The organism is Burkholderia sp. MSMB1498, assembly GCF_001526245.1.
Classification (GTDB): domain Bacteria; phylum Pseudomonadota; class Gammaproteobacteria; order Burkholderiales; family Burkholderiaceae; genus Burkholderia; species Burkholderia savannae.
Genome location: NZ_LOYJ01000111.1, coordinates 19314 through 38341 on the forward strand (window position 1 = coordinate 19314; position 19028 = coordinate 38341).

The window sequence follows — 19028 nt, forward strand, 5'->3', positions numbered from 1 at the left end:
CGTCGGTCAGTCGATTCTCGAGAAAATCAATGGGCGCGGTACGCTCCGAGTCGGCCGCGCCAACCGTCAACAATGCCGCGCCATGCCATCTTCAGGTGTGCTTTCCTATCGGTGGGAAAAAAGCAGTAAACCAGCAGACGGACCGGCAACTTGACGAGTTCCGTCGTCTTCCACGTCAGCGGCATCGACGCCCGCTTGACTAATGCGACCACGTTGCGGAACTGGTAATAGTGCCGCAACGGTCCGTGCATCGGATAGGCGCGGCCCAGCACGCGAACCGGCTCACCGCCGAGTTCATGAGTCATCCGAAGCCATGGCACTCCGACGACCCGATACCCCTTTTGCTTGGCTCGCACGCACCATTCGAGATCGACGAAATCAATGAATAGTGCTTCGTCCATCACGCCAATGTCCGACCAGCAAGCAAGATTGATGCAAGAGCCCGACGTGATGAGAAAGTCGACATCAATGGGCACATCGCCGACGGGCGGAATACGCTTGAGCTTGCCCCACCCGAAGCGAACGAACGGCGCGACGCCGCGCAACCGGCGATCCTCGTAAGCCGGACCGGCAAGCGCCACCTGCAGACCCGTAGCATTCGTGCCCATCAAGACGCGCGGCAACTCCGAGAGCAGGTTCATCGGCGGATCGCTGTCCTGGTCGAAAAGAATAGCTATCTCGAAACCGCCGCGAATCAGTGCGCCGACACCTCGGTTCAGCGCGGCTGCAATGCCCAGATTCTCGCCGTTCGCCACGTACTCGATCGACTCGGACAAGCCAATTGCATCGCGCTTCCGGGCGACGGGCGTATTGTCGACGACCACACAATGCATCGCGTTAGCAAGACGATTGACCCTCGCAATGCATACTTCGTCGGGATGAAAAAAAACGATCACCGCACCAGTACGCGGCCAATCACCGACAGCGTCGCTCAATCCGTTTCCAGGCATAGTCGCAGCGCGTCGCGCCAATCTGGTGCAGACACGCCAAAAGTCTCGGCCAACCTTTGATTCGAAAGCTGGGAATTGAGCGGCCGCACCGCCGGCGTTGGGTAGGACGACGACAGAATCGCACGCACAACCGGCTTATTCATCAAATCGGAAAATGCGAAGATCGCCTCGGCAAACGCATGCCAGGATGTCACGCCTCCCGCCGTAAGGTGATATACGCCGGAACGTTCTCCCCACCAATCGACTTGCTGGGCACCTGTTACTACCGATTGTGCGAGCACATGTGCGGTCAACTCCGCGATCGTGCGCGACCATGTCGGCGCGCCAAACTGGTCGGCCACGACGCTCAACTCCTCGCGCTCCGCCCCGAGTCGCAGCATCGTGAGCAGAAAATTCCGACCGCGGGTTCCATACACCCAGCTTGTGCGGAAAATCAAGTGATGACAGCCGGAAGCCACGACGGCCTGCTCGCCGGCCAGTTTGCCCTTGCCGTAAACATTCTGCGGATTGACGCGATCATCCTCGACGTAGGCACCCACCTTCGTGCCATCGAATACATAATCGGTCGAGTAATGGACGAGCGCGGCGCCGAGACGCTTCGCTTCCTCGGCCAACAAGCCGGGGACCTCTGCATTCAGGCGCATTGCCGCAGCCACGTCTGCTTCCGCCTTGTCGACCGCAGTGTAAGCCGCCGGATTCACGATCCAGTCAGGTGCAACGTCCCTCACGACCCGACGCGTCGCGTCCAGATCCGACAAGTCGAGTTCGCACCGATCAAACGCGACGACTCGACCCAGGCCTTGCAAACTACGAGCTAGTTCGTGACCGACCTGCCCGTTGATTCCCGTCAGCAGAATCACCCGCTCGCGTACCGTCATGCCCACCTCATGCGTAATGTTCGGCATCGGCAAGCAGCCTGCCCGCCGCATCCTTCGCCGCAAGCAGCGGCTCGAAATCGATCGGCCATTCGATCCCGATCGCCGGATCGTTCCACACGATGCTCCGCTCGAATTCGGGATACCAGTAATCGGTCGTCTTGTAGAGGAACTGCGCAGCCTCCGACAGCACGACGAAGCCGTGCGCGAAACCGGGCGGCACCCACAACTGCCGATGGTTGTCGCTCGACAGCACGACGCCCACCCATTTGCCGAAATTCGGCGAGCTCTTGCGGATGTCGACCGCGACATCGAACACTTCGCCTTCGACCACGCGCACGAGCTTGCCCTGCGCATGCTGGATCTGATAGTGCAGCCCGCGCAGCACGCCCCTCGCCGAGCGCGAATGATTGTCCTGGACGAACTCGACGCCCTCCTCCACCTGCTCGGCGAATTCCCGCGCGTTGAAGCTTTCGAAGAAGAAGCCCCGCGCGTCGCCGAACACCTTCGGCTCGATGATCTTGACTTCAGGCAGCGCCGTCGGCGTTACTTGGATGGCCATGCGACTTGATCCGTGAGAATGTGTTTCAGATATTGTCCGTAGCCGTTCTTCGCGAGCGGCTGCGCGAGCTTCAGCACCTGCTCCGCGTCGATCCACTGCCGGCGGTACGCGATCTCCTCGGGACACGCGACGACGAGCCCCTGGCGCTTTTGCAGCGTCGCGATGAACGTCGCCGCTTCGATCAGCGAATCGTGCGTGCCCGTATCGAGCCACGCATAACCGCGCCCCATGATTTCGACGTTGAGCGCGCCCGCGGCGAGATAGCGGGAATTCACGTCGGTGATCTCCAGCTCGCCGCGCGCGGACGGCTTGATGTCCGCCGCGATGTCGCACACCTGGTCGTCGTAGAAGTACAGCCCCGTCACCGCGTAGTTCGAACGCGGCTTCGCGGGCTTCTCCTCGATCGACAGCGCGCGGAAATCGCGGTCGAACTCGACGACGCCGTAGCGCTCCGGATCGTGCACGTGGTAGGCGAACACCGTCGCGCCCGATTCCTGCTCCGACGCCCGGTCGAGCTGCTTCGCGAGATCGTGGCCGTAGAAGATGTTGTCGCCGAGAATCAGCGTCGACGGATCGCGGCCGACGAATTCGCGGCCGATGATGAATGCCTGCGCGAGCCCGTCCGGCGACGGCTGCACCGCATAGCGGATGTTCATCCCCCACTGGCTGCCGTCGCCCAGCATCGCCTCGAAGCGAGGCGTGTCCTGCGGCGTCGAGATGATCAGCACGTCGCGGATGCCCGCCACCATCAGCGTCGACAGCGGGTAATAGATCATCGGCTTGTCGTAGACCGGCAGAAGCTGCTTCGACACGGCGTGCGTGATCGGATACAGCCGCGTGCCGGAACCGCCGGCGAGAATAATGCCCTTGCGTGCCATCGATTCAACCTTTACGCGCGTTGCGCGTAGTTCGTTTCGACCCACTTGCGGTAATCGCCCGACACCACCTCGTCGACCCATTCCTGGTTGTCGAGGTACCAGCGCACGGTCTTCGCGAGGCCCGTCTCGAACGTCTCGGCCGGCTTCCAGGCGAGCTCGCGCTCGAGCTTGCGCGCGTCGATCGCATAGCGGCGATCGTGGCCCGGGCGATCGGTCACGTACGTGATCTGATCGCGGTACGACCCCGCGGCTTTCGGCCGCGCTTCGTCGAGCAGATCGCACAGCGTGTGCACGACGTCCAGGTTCTTCTTCTCGTTCCAGCCGCCGACGTTGTACGTCTCGCCCGGCACGCCGCGCGCGAGCACTTCGCGAATCGCGCTGCAGTGATCGCCGACATAGAGCCAGTCGCGCACGTTCTGGCCGTCGCCGTAGACGGGCAGCGGCTTGCCGCCGAGCGCGTTCGCGATCATCAGCGGAATCAGCTTCTCGGGGAACTGATACGGACCGTAATTGTTCGAGCAGTTCGTCGTGAGCGTCGGCAACCCGTACGTGTGATGGTACGCGCGCACGAGATGATCGGAGCCCGCCTTCGTCGCCGAGTACGGGCTGTTCGGCGCGTAAGGCGTGGTTTCGGAGAACTGCGGATCGGTCGCGGACAGCGAGCCGAACACTTCGTCCGTCGACACGTGCAGGAAACGGAACGCGGCCTTCGCATCGGCGTCGAGCGCGCCCCAGTACTGGCGCGCGGCCTCGAGCAGCGTGAAGGTGCCGACCACGTTCGTCTGCACGAAATCGGCCGGGCCGTGAATCGATCGGTCGACGTGGCTCTCCGCCGCGAAGTGCACGATGGCCCGCGGCTTGTGCTGCGCCAACAGAGCGTCGATTGCAGCGCGATCGCAGATGTCGACGCGCGCGAATACGTGCTTCGGATTCCCCTGCAACGACTTCAACGTGCCGAGGTTGCCCGCGTACGTCAGCTTGTCGACGTTCAGCACCGCTTCGCCGGATTGTGCCAGCCAGTCAAGCACGAAGTTGGCGCCGATGAAACCGGCGCCGCCCGTTACCAAGATCATGGGATTCCTTTGCTGAAATTGGGAGTCGGTCAAACAACCGGCGTGATGTCAGCATGGCCGGCATGTTCGGGAGAATGCCGTTGGTCGCTCGAGTGTCACCGCCGGTTGCGGCCGCGAGGCTCGATCGAACCATGCGCCCAAGTCGGCAGCGCACAGCTACTGCCCCACAAGGCCGCAATTATACGGGCAAGGAAGTGAAAAAACATCCCTCTAACATCTTGAAACAGCTCGGGAAGTGTGCTTGCAACTCGATATTTTCGAGAACGTTTCTACCGCAGCGGCCAATGCCGGATCGCATTTTTTCTGCCACCGATCCGCCCGGATCGATGGGGTTTCTTGTGATACCGTGAACCCGGTTTGGTCTCGAATGCAAAGGAATGACATCTATCTCCAGCGGCCCGCCGATCGCCTTCGGCGACCTCCAAGGTTGCCACGACGCCTATCGGCGGCTCCTCGACAAGCTCTCCCCGGCGGCCGACACGCCGCTCTGGTTCGCAGGCGACCTCGTCAACCGGGGCCCCGCGTCGCTCGCGACGCTGCGCGAGATCGCCGCGCTCGGCGAGCGCGCGGTCGCGGTGCTCGGCAATCACGATCTGCACCTGCTCGCGGTCGCGGCCGGCATCCGCACGCTGAAGCCGGGCGACACGATCGGCGAGATCCTCGACGCCCCCGACGCCGACGATCTGATCGAATGGGTGCGCCACCGGCCGTTCGCGCATTTCGAGCGCGGCATGCTGATGGTGCATGCCGGCGTGCTGCCGCAATGGGACGCGACGCTCGCGCTCGAGCTCGCCGACGAACTGCAGCGCGCGCTGCGCGCGCCGAACTGGCACGACACGCTGCGCAACCTGTACGGCAACGACCCCAATTGCTGGAGCCCGAACCTGAAGAGGACGGATCGGTTGCGAGTCGCGTTCAACGCGTTCACGCGCATTCGCTTCTGCACGCCCGCAGGCGCGATGGAATTCAGGGCGAACGGCGGCCCGGCGGCCGCGCCCGCCGGCTATCTGCCGTGGTTCGACGCGCCCGGGCGAAAGAGCGCGGACGTCACGGTCGTCTTCGGCCACTGGGCCGCATTGGGACTGATGCTGCGCGACAACCTGGTCGCGCTGGATTCGGGATGCGTATGGGGCAATCGGCTGTCGGCCGTGCGGCTCGCGCACGAGCCGGCCGAGCGCGCGGTTACGCAGGTCGCGTGCGAACGCTGCGGGGCGGCGGACGAATAACCAACCGTCTCGGCAAGCCCGACCGTGCGGGAATGCGGCCGGCGGGCGCCGCCGCCTCCCGCCGATCGATGCCTCATTGCGCCTACCCTTCGCGGCGCGGCATCGCGTCGACGCTTACCTCCGGCTCGGCCTCGCCCTCGGATTCGCCGGCCGGCTCGGCGGGCGTCGGATGCGCGGCGGCGGCAAGCCGCGCGAGATCCGCATCGAGCGGCCGCTCGACGTCTCGCTGCATCCGTGCAAGCGCATCGGCGATCGCCGCGCGCGCGCGCGCGGCCATTTCTCGCCGGTCGCCCGTCGCGGCGATTGGCTCGCACACGTAGAGATGCGCGGTGAGCGGCCCGCCGCTCAGCACCATGTCGAGCGACCTGGCAAGCGACAGATCGCCGACGTATGCCGGCGCAACCGACTGGCGCCCGCGCCCGTCTTCATACATCAGGCAGATCGGCTGCACCGCGCAGCCGGCCGACACCACCGCCTGAAACAGGTTCGAATGGAACGGCAGCAGCCCGAGGCCGTCGGACGTCGTGCCTTCCGGAAACACGCACATCAGCTCGCCCTTGTCGAGGCGCTCGGCAAGCTCGTGCATGATCCGCTTCGCCTCGCTGCGTTTCTCGCGCTGGATGAACACGGTTCCGAGGCGCTCGGCGAGCCAGCCGACGACGGGCCACGCGCGCACCTCCGCCTTCGACACGAACGGCGTCGGCCGCCACGCGTTGATCACGTAGATGTCGAGCCACGACACGTGATTGCCGACGACGAGCGCGCGCTCGTCGAGCCGCGCCGCGTCGTTGTGCACGACGAGCCGCATTCCGCAAAGCTGCAGCATCTTCACGGTCCAGCGCCGCGTGATGTCCAGGCGGCGCGCGGGCGTCACGCGCTCGAAGAACAATGCGACGACCGCCATCCCGCGCAGCAGATGCAGGACGAGGCGCGTCTTGCGTAGGGCTCTCATGATGGGGCTCGCGTCAGCGGCGCTCGAACGCGACCTGGCCGCCGACGAGCGTCGCGCACACGCGCGCGGGCAGCTCGTAGCCGAGGAACGGCGTGTTGTGGCCCTGGCTCTTCAGCGCGCGGGGCTCGACGCGCCAGTGCGCATTGGGATCGAACACGCACAGGTCGGCGAGTGCGCCTTCTTCGACGCGCCCCGCGGGCAGCTTCAGCACGCCGGCGGGCGCCGAGCTGATCTTCGCGAGCGCGCGCGCCATCGGCACGCCGGCTTCCCGCGCCCATTTGACGGTCAGCGACAGCAGCAGCTCGAGGCCCGTCGCGCCCGGCGTCGCCTCGGCGAACGGCAGCAGCTTCTCGTCGTCGTCGACGGGCGTATGGTCCGAGCAGATCGCGTCGATCGTGCCATCGGCGAGCGCGGCGCGAATCGCTTCGCGGTCGCGCTCGGTGCGCAGCGGCGGATCGAGGCGGAACTGCGCGTCGAAGTAGCCGATGTCGACGTCGATCAGATGCAGGTGGTTCGCGGCGACGTCGCAGGTCACGGGCAGGCCCTCGGCCTTCGCCGCGCGCACGAGCGCGACGCCCGCCGCCGACGACAGCCGCGCGACGTGCACGCGCGCCCCCGTCACGCGCATCAGCTCGAAGAGCGTGTGCAGCGCGATCGTCTCGGCCGCGACCGGCACGCCCGACAGGCCGAGCCGCGACGCGACAGGCCCGCTCGCCGCGACGCCGCCCTTCGCGAGGAACGCGTCGACGGGCCGCAGCCACACGGCGTAGCCGTAGGTGCTCGCATACTGCAGCGCGCGCAGCAGCACCTGCGTATCGGCGACGGGCGCATCCGCCTGCGTGAAGCCGATGCAGCCCGCTTCGGTCAGCTCGACCATCTCGGTGATGGTCTGCCCTTTCAGGCCGACCGTCAGCGCGCCGAGCGGATACACGTGCGCCTGGTGCAGGTTGCGCGCGCGGAACTTCAACATCTCGACGAGGCCCGGCTCGTCGAGCACGGGATCGGTGTCGGGCGGGCACACGAGGCTCGTCACGCCGCCCGCGACCGCCGCGGCCATTTCGGATTCGAGCGTCGCCTTGTGCTCGTAGCCCGGCTCGCGCAGCCGCGCCGACAAATCGACGAAGCCCGGCGCGACGATCTTCCCGGCCGCGTCAATCGTCTTCGCCGCGTTGAAATCGGCGGGGGCCGCGCCGATCGCGGCCACCTTGCCGGCCGCGACGAACACGTCGGCCTGCCGCTCTATGCCGGCCGCCGGATCGATGAGCGTGCCGCCTTTGATATGAATCTTCATGCGCTGTCTGTTGATGCGTTGAATGCGTTGATTTCGTCGGGTCCGGCACGCGGCGCGGGGCGCCCGCGGCGCCTGGACGGCGCGATGCGTCAGTCGTTCCGTCAGTCGTTCGTGCCCGCGACTATCCCCATCACGGCCATCCGCACCGCGATGCCGAACGTCACCTGGTTCAGGATCACCGATTGCGGACCGTCGGCCACCTGCGAGTCGATCTCGACGCCGCGGTTCATCGGCCCCGGGTGCATCACGATCGCGTCGGGCGCGGCGAGCGCGAGGCGCTCGGGCGTCAGGCCCCAGCTCTTGAAATATTCCTGCGCGGACGGCAGCAGCGCGCCGCTCATCCGCTCGTTCTGCAAACGCAGCATGATGATCACGTCGACGTCCTTCAGGCCTTCGTCGAGGTTGTGGAACACGCGCACGCCCATCTGCTCGAGCCCGCCCGGCAGCAGCGTGCGCGGGCCGATCGCGCGCACTTCCGGCACGCCGAGCGTCGTGAGCGCATGGATGTCCGAGCGCGCGACGCGCGAATGCAGGATGTCGCCGACGATCGCGACGCGCAGCTTCGTGAAATCGCGCTTGTAGTGGCGGATCGTGTACATGTCGAGGAGGCCCTGCGTCGGGTGCGCATGGCGGCCGTCGCCCGCGTTGATCACGTGCACGTGCGGCGCGCAGTGCTCGGCGATCAGGTACGGCGCGCCGCTCGACGCGTGGCGCACGACGAACAGGTCGGCGTGCATCGCCGACAGGTTGTTGATCGTGTCGAGCAGCGATTCGCCCTTGCTCGTCGACGACGCGTTGATGTTCAGGTTGATCACGTCGGCGGACAGCCGCTTCGCGGCGATCTCGAACGTGGTGCGCGTGCGCGTCGAATTCTCGAAGAACAGGTTGAACACCGACTTGCCGCGCAGGAGCGGCACCTTCTTCACTTCGCGGTCGGTCACGCTGACGAACTGCTCGGCGGTGTCGAGGATCTGGTTGACGATCGCGCGGGGCAGCCCCTCGATCGTCAGCAGATGCTTGAGCTCGCCGTTCTTCGTGAGCTGCGGGTTGCCCTTCAGGAAGCCGTAGCGAAAGCGCTCGGCGGCCGCGGCGGGGTTGCCGGTGCGGCCGGTGGTGTCGGTCGTCATGATGTGCGTGATTCCAACGTGTTGCCAAACGGCGCCCGGATGCGCGATGCGCGCGGGCGGCCGGAATGCGTGTCGCGCGCGTCAGCCGGCGCGCGCCTCGGTGCGAAGCGTGAATTGTCCCGCGTCGGTGCGCTCGAGCACGAGCGTCGCGTCGGCGTCCACGGCGAGCGTGCCCCCGGCGAAACGCGCCGCAATCGGCAGCTCGCGCCCGCCGCGATCGGCGAGCACCGCGAGCTCGACGGCGGCGGGCCGCCCGTAGTCGTACAGCTCGTTGAGCGCCGCGCGCACCGTGCGCCCGGTGTACAGCACGTCGTCGACGAGGACGATGCGCCGCCCTTCGACCTCGAACGGCAATGACGTCGGGCTCGCCTGGCTGTGCAGCCCCTTCTTCGCGTAATCGTCGCGATGCAGCGCGACGTTGACGACGCCGAAACCCGGCGCGGCAAGATCGCGCGCGAGGCGCTCGGCGAGCCATGCGCCGCCGCTGTAGATGCCGGCGAGCACGGGCCCGCCCGCTTCGGCGAACGCGGCTTCGCCATAGGCGCCGCGAATCTGGTCGAGCAGGACGCGGTAAAGCGCCTCGGCGTCAATTGAACTCATGATGATCGGGCAGTTCGTCGAGGTATTGTTGGAGGATGACACGGGCGGCCTCGGCGTCGACGCGATCCGCGCCGGCGCCGCGCGCGCGCAGGCCCGCACGCGCTTCGACCGACGAATAGCGCTCGTCGACCCAGCTCACCGGCAGGTTGAAGCGGCCGTTCAACTGATTGCCGAAGCGCAATGCCCGCTGCGTCATCTCGTGCGGCGCGCCGTCCGGATGCAGCGGCAAGCCGACGACGAGCGCGTCCGGCTTCCATTGCGCGATCAGCTCGCCGACCGCCTTGAAGCGGTGCTCGCGGTTCAGATTGGGAACGATGACGAGCGCGCGGGCCGTGCGCGTCAGCGCATTGCCGACCGCCACACCGATGCGTTTTTCGCCGTAGTCGAACGCCAGGAGCGTCGCGTCGCGCGCAAGCGCCGCGCTCATGCGTGCCCTGCCTCGCCGGAAAGCATCGACGGGCTCACGCCGAGCAACCCGAGCGCCGCTTCGAAGCGCTCCTCGGCGGGCGTGTCGAACACGATCCGCGGATCGGCCGCGACCGTGAGCCAGCCGTTCTTCGAAATCTCTTCTTCGAGCTGTCCCGCGCCCCAGCCGGCATGGCCGAGCGTCAGCAGGAAACGCTTCGGGCCCGTGCCCGTCGCGACCGCCTCGAGCACGTCCTTCGACGTCGTCATCTCGAGCCCGCCTTCGACCGTCATCGACGAGTTGTACGCGCTGCCCGCGACCGGCTCGTGCAGCACGAAGCCGCGCTCGGTCTGCACCGGGCCGCCGAAGTAGACGGGGATATGCAGGAGGGGCTCGATCTCGAGCTTCAGGTCGATGCGGTTGAACAGCGACTCGAGATCGATGTCGGTCGGGCGATTGATGACGAGGCCGAGCGCACCGCGCTCGCTGTGATCGCAAAGATAGACCACCGTTCCTGAAAACGTCGGGTCCGCCATGTTCGGCATGGCGATCAGGAACTGGTTGGTAAGGTTGATGCGATCGGAACTCTTTGACATGGTTTGAATTTTAGCAAAGACCTCGCGGCGCGACGGACGCCGCGTATCGCGGCCTCGTACGCCGCGCGGGTCGACACGACATATCACTTACTCTATCACGCGTTCGCGGCCAATCGGCATGCGCGCCGCGCGTGATTGCGCCACATCGGCCGAAAGCAAGAAGCCAGCCGAGCAGTTCACTCGCGGCCCGTCCCGTCATGCGTTCCGGGCCGCGCCCGACAATGCGCCCGCGAGCGCCGCGCACGCGTCCGTCAAGTCGGGCGGCGCGATGCCCGCCGCGATCCTGTGCAACGCGGCGCGCAGCGCTTCCGCGGCCTGCCGGCACGCCGCCGCGCCGGCCTCGTCCGTCGCGCCGAGATGCGCGCGGCGGCGCCACGCGAGCCCGAGCGCATCGGCGAGCAGCGCCGTGTGCCCGAGCCCGAGCGCACACGCGGCAGAGCCGACACGATACGCAGCCTCCGCCGCCTGCCATGCGGCGCCCGCGTCGGCCGCGCGCGGATCGAGCGCCAGTTCGGCCATCGACGCATCGGCCGTCTGCAGAAAATCTTCATATGCATGGCCGTTGACGGTGACGACGCCGAGCTCTCGCGTCGGCGCGGCGCGCACCGCTTCGGCCTCGGCGCGCGCGGCGCCCGCCTCCCACAACGCCTCGGACGCCTGCGTAGCCGCGACGTGCCACGCGACGGTCAGCCCGTAGTCATGCAACAGCTCGACGTCGCTCACGTCCTCGGCCGCCGCGCCGTAAAGCGCATAGTCGCGCCAGAAAAGCGCGAGCGCCTCCCGGACGAGTGCGGCCGGCGCGATCCGCAAGCCGCGTGCCTGCTCGCCGAGCAGCAGATTGCAGCGCGCGAGAAAGCGCTTGAGTTCGACGCCGCCGTGCACGCGCAGCACCCGCACGCACGCGCCGGCGAGTCGCCAAAAGTCGTACGGAAACGGGCCAGCCAGTTCGGCCGTGCATTCGGCGAGCCCGTCGAGCGCCGTGTCGGTCGCCGCCTCGGACGCGCGCAACGCGCCGAGAAGCGCCTGCTCGTAGCGCGCGCGCAGGTGCGCAAGCGCATGCGGCGACAGCGCATACAGCGTCGCGGGCGGCACCGCCCGGCCGGCGAGCGCGAGCGCGTCGCGCGGCGTATCCGCGCGCAAGTCGCTCGCGGCCTGCGCGCACAGCGCGCCGTAATGCTCGAACAGCAGCGGCGAGCACGCGAGCTCACGCAGATTGTGCCGCTCGAGCGCGGCGCGGAAATCCCGCAACGCGGACTCGAACGCGATCGGCTGAACTTCGGTCGCCGCAAGCGGCGCGGCATGCGCAAGCGCGACGGTGAAGCGCTGCGCGGCGAGCCAGCCCGCCTCGTGCAGCGCCGCGGAAGCGACGGCAAGCGGCTCGGCCGGATCGGCTCGCCGCTCGAACGCCTGTTGCGCGGCGCGCAGCGCCGCCTCGGCCGTGGGGACGGCGCCGCCCCGCGGATTGGGCAAGGCGTCGAGGATCGGAACCGTTGCGATTTCAGAAATGATGGCCACGAGCGTCAGCACCTGAAACGAAGCCGCGCCGCAAGCGGCGCCTCAACCCGTCGATGCCGCCGCGCCGACGCCGCCGGCTCGCTCGCTCGCGAACCGGCGGCGCGAGACGGTCAGATCTGGACCATCTCGAAATCTTCCTTGCGCGCGCCGCACTCGGGGCATGTCCAGTTAATGGGAACGTCTTCCCAGCGTGTGCCTGGGGCAATGCCCTCCTCCGGCAACCCAGCTTCTTCGTCGTAAATCCAGCCGCAGATCAGGCACATCCAGCTTTTATATTCCATCTTAAGCCGCGTAAAGGAAAGTCCGTTGATTTGAAGAGCCATGATGGTACCGTGTCGGCGCCGGACTGCCTAGCAATCGGCCTCTAGACACGTTTGCTCGCTGCGACGCGATAAAAAAACGCTTCGAACGAACGGAATCCGCCGCATAATTGACTGCGCGGGCGCACCTGGCTGGTGCATCCGCCAACCGGCTTCATCGTTTCCTCTTTCCATTTCCATGTCCAGCAACACCCCTCCGATCGTCCTCACTTTCGGCCTGTCCGATCCGACGGGCGGCTCCGGCCTGCAAGCCGACCTGATGACCCTCGCGAGCATGGGCTGCCACGGCGTGTCCGTGCTGACGGGCTACACCGTGCGCGACTCCGCCGCCTGCGACGAAGTCACCGGACTCGATCCCGACACCGTCGCCGCCCAGGCTCGCATGCTGCTCGAAGACATGCCCGTTGCCGCGTTCAAGATCGGCGCGGCGACGCGGGCGGAAGTCGTGAGCGCGATCGCGGAAGTGGTCGCCGATTACGACGGCGTGCCGCTCGTCCTCGCACCGGACTTCACGCTCGACGACGAGCATGTGCTAGCCGCCGACGACCTGCGCGAATCGATCGCCGATCTGCTCGCGCCGCAAACGACGCTCCTCGTCGCCGATCAAGCGACGCTCATCGCGCTCGCGCAGCCGGACGGCGACGCCGAAGCGCCGAATCTCGACGCCGCGCTGTCGCATCTGCTCAGCCAGGGCTGCGAATACATCCTGGCGACCGAGACCGGCTCCCACCGGCTCGTCAATTCGCTGTACAGCGAGGAAGGCCAGATCCGGCAGGATTTGTGGGAGCGCACGCCGCATCGGCTGATGGGCATCACCGACACGCTCGGCGCGGCGATCGCGGCGCTGCTCGCGAACGGCCAGGAGCCGCCGGAGGCGGTGCGCGAGGCGCAGGAGTATCTCTATCAGGCGGCGCGCGACGCGTTTCGGCCCGGGATGGGCGCGTACCTGCCGGATCGCTTCTTCTGGGCGCGCAGCAATGAGGACGAATCGCCCGCGCCGACCGGGGTCGGCAAGCGCGCGAACTGAAGTGGCGATGCCCGGGCGCGGCATTGGCGGCGCCCGGGAGATCCGGACGGTGCCGGCGAGCGGCGGGGGCTTTTAGCTTCTGGCTTCGCCTCCCCCAGCTTCTGAGCTCGAACCCCGGATCGTTGGCGCCAGCCCTCGGACTTCGTACCTCAAACTCCGCCACCGTCGCCCGATACCGTCGCCCGATACCGTCGCCCGATACCGTCGCCCGATACCGTCGCCCGATACCGTCGCCCGATACCGTCGCCCGATACCGTCGCCCGATACCGTCGCCCGATACCGTCGCCCGATACCGTCGCCCGATACCGTCGCCCGATACCGTCGCCCGATACCGTCGCCCGATACCGTCGCCCGATACCGTCGCCCGATACCGTCGCCCCAAACGAAAACACCCGCATCGCTGCGGGTGTTTTCGTTTGGGAGAACGCGCGTCGCCGCGCGTCCTTCGATGTAATCGGCCTCAGGCCAATTACATGTCCATGCCCATGCCGCCCATGCCGCCCGGCATGCCGCCCGGCATCGGAGCGTCTTCCTTCGGCAGTTCCGCGACGGCTGCGTCCGTCGTCAGCAGCAGGCCGGCGACCGATGCCGCGTTCTGCAGCGCGGTGCGCGTAACCTTGGTCGGATCGACGACGCCGGCTTCCACCAGGTCGCCGTACTCGCCCGTCGCTGCGTTGTAGCCATAGTTGCCTTGGCCGGCAGCAACCGCCGCGACCACGACGCTCGCTTCTTCGCCGCCGTTCGTGACGATCTGGCGCAGCGGCTCTTCCATCGCGCGCAGCACGATCTTGATGCCGGCGTTCTGGTCGGCGTTGATGCCGGTCAGAGCCGCGATCGCGGTGCGTGCGCGGATCAGCGCGACGCCGCCGCCCGGGACGATGCCTTCTTCAACGGCAGCGCGGGTTGCGTGCAGCGCGTCTTCGACACGTGCCTTCTTTTCCTTCATTTCGACTTCGGTCGCAGCGCCGACCTTGATCACCGCCACGCCGCCAGCCAGCTTCGCCACGCGCTCTTGCAGCTTTTCACGGTCGTAGTCCGACGTCGCTTCTTCGATCTGCGTGCGGATTTGCTTCACGCGCGCTTCGATGTTCACGGCTTCGCCTGCGCCGTCGATGATCGTCGTGTTTTCCTTGCCCACTTCGATGCGCTTCGCCTGGCCCAGTTCGGCCAGCGTCGCCTTCTCGAGCGTGAGGCCGGTTTCTTCCGCGACGACCTGACCGCCGGTCAGGATCGCGATGTCTTCCAGCATCGCCTTGCGACGATCGCCGAAGCCCGGCGCCTTGACCGCAACGGTCTTCAGGATGCCGCGGATGTTGTTGACGACCAGCGTCGCAAGCGCCTCGCCTTCGACGTCTTCAGCGATGATCAGCAGCGGACGGCCTGCCTTCGCGACTTGCTCGAGCACCGGCAGCAGATCGCGGATGTTCGACACCTTCTTGTCGTGCAGCAGCACGAACGGGTTGTCGAGGACGGCGACTTGCTTGTCCGGGTTGTTGATGAAGTACGGCGACAGGTAGCCGCGGTCGAATTGCATGCCTTCGACGACGTCGAGTTCGTCAGCCAGCGACTTGCCGTCTTCGACGGTGATCACGCCTTCCTTGCCGACCTTGTCCATCGCTTCAGCGATGCGATCGCCGATCGACGAATCGCTGTTCGCCGAGATCGAGCCGACCTGTGCGATTTCCTTGTTCGTCGTACACGGCTTGCTGATCTTCTTCAGCTCTTCCACCGCTGCCGCGACAGCCTTGTCGATGCCGCGCTTCAGGTCCATCGGGTTCATGCCCGATGCGACGTACTTCATGCCTTCGCGAACGATCGATTGCGCGAGGACGGTTGCCGTCGTCGTGCCGTCGCCGGCGTTGTCGCTGGTCTTGGAAGCGACTTCCTTGACCATTTGCGCGCCCATGTTCTGGAGCTTGTCCTTCAGCTCGATTTCCTTCGCGACCGACACGCCGTCCTTGGTGACCGTCGGGCCGCCGAAGCTGCGCTCGAGCACGACGTTGCGGCCCTTCGGGCCCAGCGTGACCTTCACTGCGTTGGCGAGAATGTTCACGCCTTCGACCATCTTCGCGCGGGCGGAATCGCCGAATACGACGTCTTTAGCTGCCATCTTCTAACTCCTTGAAATCTCTGAGATTGTGATCCGTTGGTGAACGCTTACTGAGCGTTGACCACGGCCATGATGTCTTCTTCGCGCATCACCAGCAGTTCCTGGCCGTCGACCTTGACGGTTTGGCCAGCATACTTGCCGAACAGAACACGATCGCCGACCTTTACGTCGAGAGCGATCGGTGCGCCCTTGTCATCGCGCTTGCCCGGGCCGATGGCCAGAACTTCACCCTGATCCGGCTTCTCAGCGGCTGCGTCGGGAATGACGATGCCCGAGGCGGTCTTGGTTTCCTGATCCAGGCGCTTGACGATCACGCGATCGTGCAACGGACGAAGGTTCATACTCACTCCTCTCTTGATTGAGACTGAAGAACGCTGAGGGAAACTACCGGACGGCTCGCCGGCCGGCAGGAATTGTTAGCACTCTCGTGCAGCGAGTGCTAATTATATGGACGGGTTTTGACAAATTCAAGAAGTGGAATCGCGCGCGATTCGGGGACGATCCGGCGGGTGGGAAGGCCGGGAAAACGGCTGCACGGCGACATCGCGCCGCACACAAATTACAACAAAAACAAATACTTGCAAAAACATCGCGTGATGCGACGGGACGCGTCGCGCGCCACATCGTGGATTTCCCGAGCGGATCGACAGCGCATCTGCCGCGCCGACTCGGTCGATGCGGAGCACAAAATCATCGCATACGAAATCCTTACGGCCAAGCCGATTCGCCGTGACGGCAGGTCGCGGATCTGGCGGCCAGCACGGCCAATGCCGGCGACGAACCGCCGCCGCGCCCCGCCCCGTGGCGCTTCGCGACGCATCTCGCTCCGAAACGACAAGGCGGCATGGCCTCTTCGCCATGCCGCCTTGCCTCGCCTTCTAGCCAACCACCTTCCGGCCGGTTACCGCCTGCCGCTGCCCCCTATATAGAAAGGAGAGCGAAGGCGCGTCCCGCAGCATCGCCCGGACGCGCCGCGCGCCATTACTTCGGCAGCGCGCCGGCGAGCGTCGCGATCGACGACGCGACCGGAGCGAGCGGGCTCGACGCGGGTGCCGTCGACTTCGACGACGAGACCGTCAGGTTCGGCAACGACCCCACCACCGCACCGACTGACGAACTCACCGAGTTGACGACCGTGCTCGCGGCGGCGGCGCCCGTCGACAGCAGCGAGCCGGTCGAGGCGGCCGTGCTGCCGAACGCGTTGCCGCCCGACGTCAGGACCTTCCCTGCCGAGTTCGCGCCCGAACCCATCAGGGCGGAGCCGACGCTTCCGAGTTGCGAGCCCGTCGCGACGCCCGTGCCGGCCGCCCCCGTCAAGGCTCCCGTCAACGCACTCGCGCCGCCGCCGACGGCGCCGCCGATCACAGCAGCCGGACTGCCGCCCGCGACCGTCGCGATCGCGCTTGCCGCGTTGTTCGCTGCGCTCGTCAGCGCGCCAGCCGGATTGCTGACGGGCAGCGCGCTCACAAGGCCAGCGACCGCGCCCGTAACCGGGTTGCCGTTCGCCGCTCGCGCGAGCGTGCCCGCGACGTTGTTGACAGCGCCCGTCAACACGCCCGTCGGATTGGCGACGGGCAGCGCGTTAATCAGGCCGCTCACGACGGTCGTGATCGGCGTGATCGGATTGCTGCCGATCGCGTTCGCGAGCGTACCTGCCACGTTGTTCACGACGCCCGGCAGCGGGTTGTTGGCCGCCACGCCGGCGAGCGCGCCGGCCACGTTGCTGCCCGCGCCTGCGAGCACACCCGTCACGTTGCCGACGGCCCCGGCCAATGCGCCCGCGCCGTTGCTCGCCGCGCCCGCCAATGCGCCGGCCGTGTTGCCAAGGGCGCCGGGCAGCGTGTTGCTCAGTCCACCGATCGCGCCTGCGAGCGGATTATTGCTTGCAAGCCCGGTCAACGTTCCCACGGCGTTGCTCAGTGCACCCGGCAGCGGATTGTTGTTCGCCAGATTCGTCAGCGTGCCCACCGCGTTGTTCGCGACACCGGACAGCGGGTTGTTCGCCACCGCGTTTTGCAGCGCGCTTGCGGCGTTGCTCAGTGCGCCCGGCAGCGGATTGTTGTTCGCCAGATTCGTCAGCGTGCCCACCGCGTTGCTCGCGACACCGGGCAGCGGGTTGTTCGCCACCGCGTTTTGCAGCGTGCTTGCGGCGTTGCTCAGCGCGCCCGGCAGCGGGTTGTTGTTCGCCAGATTCGTCAGCGTGCCGGCCGCGTTGCTCACGACGCCCTGAACGGGGTTGTGGCTCACCGCGTTCGCGAGCGCGCCCGCCAAGCTGTCGAGTGCGCCGCTGCTGATCGACGCGTCGGCCGAACCGAGCGCGCCGGCATGGATCGCCCCATGCTGCGCGTCGCCTGCGAACGCCAATGTCGCGCCGCCGGAGCCGGCGCCGCCGAGATCGCCGGTCGATGCGGAGACCGGAAGAGTATTCAGCCCCCCTGCGACGGCCGGCGTCGCAGCCGCGACCCCAAACGCGACTGCTGCGGACAGTGCAATGCTCGTCAACTTGAAGTTTTGTTTCATATGTGACCTCGTGTGGATAGGTACCGCCGTCATTACGGCGCGGAGGTCATCGCACGGAGCATGCCAGCATGTGCGCCGAGTCGATCGCGCACTGTTTTCTTCAAAAACACAAATCGTCGGCGAATTTAATTGCTCGATATGCCGAACGGGCAGCATAGTTAACGTGTCGCCATACAGTCGTTACGAACGCCGTAACGTAACAATGCATTGCATTCCGTTACATTCAATCTCAAGAAATGTCATTATTCAATGCATACATAAATTCCTTAAAAATCCAATGAAAATTCAATAAAAAATTGCATTGATATTTCATGAAAAATATGTCATTCGCCACTCCCTCGAGACGACGACGTGCGATCATCGTCAGGATCGAGGATCGGCCTCTCATTGCGCAGATCCGTTGGGGATGGCAGGGCACTCGGAGCGAAGCAAAACTCCTTCCCGCGCGGCCAGAAAGATCCGGAGACTCGAACATCCCTGCCTCTTCCTCACGGCTCCGTCGCCCAGACGATCTACGACATGGTCAGGCACGGCCGCACATGCGGCGACGTTTGCACGCCCACTCGCCCGCACACATTCAATCGGCGACCGCCAGCCATCATCTTTCATGTCGAAATGAAATATCGATTTCATTCGCTCGACATTCTTTCTTCTTCCACATGAAATGCACTTTGAATTGAATAAAAAATGTCGACTTGACTCCTCCCAAGGTTCGTGATTTCGCTCAAAAAAAATCGAACGAATTCGATGCCGTTCACGAAACGGACATCTTCATCAAGATCGCGCGCCGAACATCGCACCCGGCGATCCGACGACAGGGCTCGCGAGAAGCACGAAGGATCAGATCGACGTGGCGCGCACGATCGATGCGACCGGCATCAAGCCGGCGATCGATCGCACGTTCGCGCTCGACGACATCGCCGGCGCGTTTCGCCGCCAAGCGGCCGGCAGACACTTCGGCAAGATCGGCCCGTCGATCTGAGCGCGAACCGCGTGGGCC

Annotated in this window: 18 protein-coding genes and 1 pseudogene; 3 read left to right on the forward strand and 16 right to left on the reverse strand. The window is 65.9% G+C overall.

Translation table 11 applies throughout. The features are described 5' to 3' along the window. Positions 1-26 precede the first annotated feature (26 nt). The 5 genes from WS91_RS25135 to rfbB are packed head-to-tail and all read right to left on the reverse strand — an operon-like array spanning position 27 to position 4338. On the reverse strand, positions 27-935 hold the full coding sequence (locus WS91_RS25135) for a glycosyltransferase family 2 protein (protein ID WP_231752093.1): 909 nt from the start codon (positions 933-935) through the stop codon (positions 27-29). Beyond that, positions 932-1828, reverse strand: a complete 897-nt coding sequence (gene rfbD / locus WS91_RS25140) for a dTDP-4-dehydrorhamnose reductase (protein ID WP_059583683.1) — start codon at positions 1826-1828, stop codon at positions 932-934. The genes WS91_RS25135 and rfbD overlap by 4 nt, the downstream gene beginning before the upstream one ends. 7 nt (positions 1829-1835) lie before the next feature. After that, positions 1836-2387: a dTDP-4-dehydrorhamnose 3,5-epimerase gene (rfbC, locus tag WS91_RS25145; protein WP_059671246.1), complete on the reverse strand. Its 552-nt coding sequence runs from the start codon at positions 2385-2387 to the stop codon at positions 1836-1838. Next, positions 2372-3265 (reverse strand): glucose-1-phosphate thymidylyltransferase RfbA, encoded by an 894-nt coding sequence (gene rfbA / locus WS91_RS25150; protein WP_038752929.1) that lies wholly within the window; start codon positions 3263-3265, stop codon positions 2372-2374. The genes rfbC and rfbA overlap by 16 nt, the downstream gene beginning before the upstream one ends. A gap of 11 nt (positions 3266-3276) precedes the next feature. Continuing rightward, positions 3277-4338, reverse strand: coding sequence for a dTDP-glucose 4,6-dehydratase (gene rfbB / locus WS91_RS25155; protein ID WP_059583572.1), 1062 nt, complete (start codon positions 4336-4338; stop codon positions 3277-3279). Between the two features lie 377 nt (positions 4339-4715). On the opposite strand from rfbB, the gene WS91_RS25160 reads away from it, so the two are divergent. Then, complete coding sequence (locus tag WS91_RS25160) at positions 4716-5564, forward strand: symmetrical bis(5'-nucleosyl)-tetraphosphatase (protein ID WP_059583570.1); 849 nt, start codon at positions 4716-4718, stop codon at positions 5562-5564. An 82-nt stretch (positions 5565-5646) separates the two neighbouring features. Here WS91_RS25160 and WS91_RS25165 read toward each other — a convergent pair whose 3' ends face one another. The 8 genes from WS91_RS25165 to WS91_RS25200 all read right to left on the reverse strand — a co-directional run bounded on the left by WS91_RS25165 (position 5647) and on the right by WS91_RS25200 (position 12332). Next, positions 5647-6516, reverse strand: coding sequence for a lysophospholipid acyltransferase family protein (locus WS91_RS25165; RefSeq protein WP_038752935.1), 870 nt, complete (start codon positions 6514-6516; stop codon positions 5647-5649). Positions 6517-6529: 13 nt separating this feature from the next. Then, positions 6530-7807 (reverse strand): dihydroorotase, encoded by a 1278-nt coding sequence (locus tag WS91_RS25170; RefSeq protein ID WP_038752936.1) that lies wholly within the window; start codon positions 7805-7807, stop codon positions 6530-6532. Positions 7808-7908: 101 nt separating this feature from the next. Then, entirely contained in the window at positions 7909-8934 is a 1026-nt protein-coding gene (locus WS91_RS25175; protein WP_059671247.1) for an aspartate carbamoyltransferase catalytic subunit, read from the reverse strand. A gap of 81 nt (positions 8935-9015) precedes the next feature. Next, positions 9016-9534 carry a bifunctional pyr operon transcriptional regulator/uracil phosphoribosyltransferase PyrR gene (gene pyrR, locus WS91_RS25180; protein WP_038752940.1) on the reverse strand — a complete coding sequence of 173 codons (519 nt, stop codon included), beginning with the start codon at positions 9532-9534 and terminating at the stop codon, positions 9016-9018. Continuing rightward, positions 9521-9961, reverse strand: coding sequence for a Holliday junction resolvase RuvX (ruvX, locus tag WS91_RS25185; protein ID WP_038752943.1), 441 nt, complete (start codon positions 9959-9961; stop codon positions 9521-9523). Before ruvX ends, pyrR begins: the two co-directional genes overlap by 14 nt. Next, entirely contained in the window at positions 9958-10536 is a 579-nt protein-coding gene (locus tag WS91_RS25190) for a YqgE/AlgH family protein (protein WP_038752945.1), read from the reverse strand. Before WS91_RS25190 ends, ruvX begins: the two co-directional genes overlap by 4 nt. 195 nt (positions 10537-10731) lie before the next feature. Further along, complete coding sequence (locus WS91_RS25195; protein WP_226377229.1) at positions 10732-12042, reverse strand: hypothetical protein; 1311 nt, start codon at positions 12040-12042, stop codon at positions 10732-10734. A gap of 119 nt (positions 12043-12161) precedes the next feature. Then, positions 12162-12332 carry a rubredoxin gene (locus tag WS91_RS25200; RefSeq protein WP_004186709.1) on the reverse strand — a complete coding sequence of 57 codons (171 nt, stop codon included), beginning with the start codon at positions 12330-12332 and terminating at the stop codon, positions 12162-12164. Positions 12333-12549: 217 nt separating this feature from the next. Here WS91_RS25200 and WS91_RS25205 point away from each other — a divergent pair, with 217 nt between their 5' ends. After that, positions 12550-13398: a hydroxymethylpyrimidine/phosphomethylpyrimidine kinase gene (locus tag WS91_RS25205; protein ID WP_038752949.1), complete on the forward strand. Its 849-nt coding sequence runs from the start codon at positions 12550-12552 to the stop codon at positions 13396-13398. A 469-nt stretch (positions 13399-13867) separates the two neighbouring features. Here the strand turns inward: WS91_RS25205 and groL are convergent, their stop codons facing one another. From groL to WS91_RS25220, 3 genes are all read right to left on the reverse strand, one after another. Next, complete coding sequence (gene groL / locus WS91_RS25210; protein WP_038744520.1) at positions 13868-15508, reverse strand: chaperonin GroEL; 1641 nt, start codon at positions 15506-15508, stop codon at positions 13868-13870. 47 nt (positions 15509-15555) lie between these two features. After that, positions 15556-15849, reverse strand: a complete 294-nt coding sequence (gene groES / locus WS91_RS25215) for a co-chaperone GroES (protein WP_009889537.1) — start codon at positions 15847-15849, stop codon at positions 15556-15558. Positions 15850-16489: 640 nt separating this feature from the next. Beyond that, the gene (locus WS91_RS25220) at positions 16490-18028 is read right to left on the reverse strand and encodes a hypothetical protein (RefSeq protein ID WP_082758336.1); all 1539 of its coding nucleotides are present in this window, start codon (positions 18026-18028) and stop codon (positions 16490-16492) included. 829 nt (positions 18029-18857) lie between these two features. Here WS91_RS25220 and WS91_RS37615 point away from each other — a divergent pair. Continuing rightward, a pseudogene (locus WS91_RS37615) lies at positions 18858-19010 on the forward strand (zinc-binding dehydrogenase); the annotation flags it as partial. Between the last annotated feature and the right edge of the window lie 18 nt (positions 19011-19028).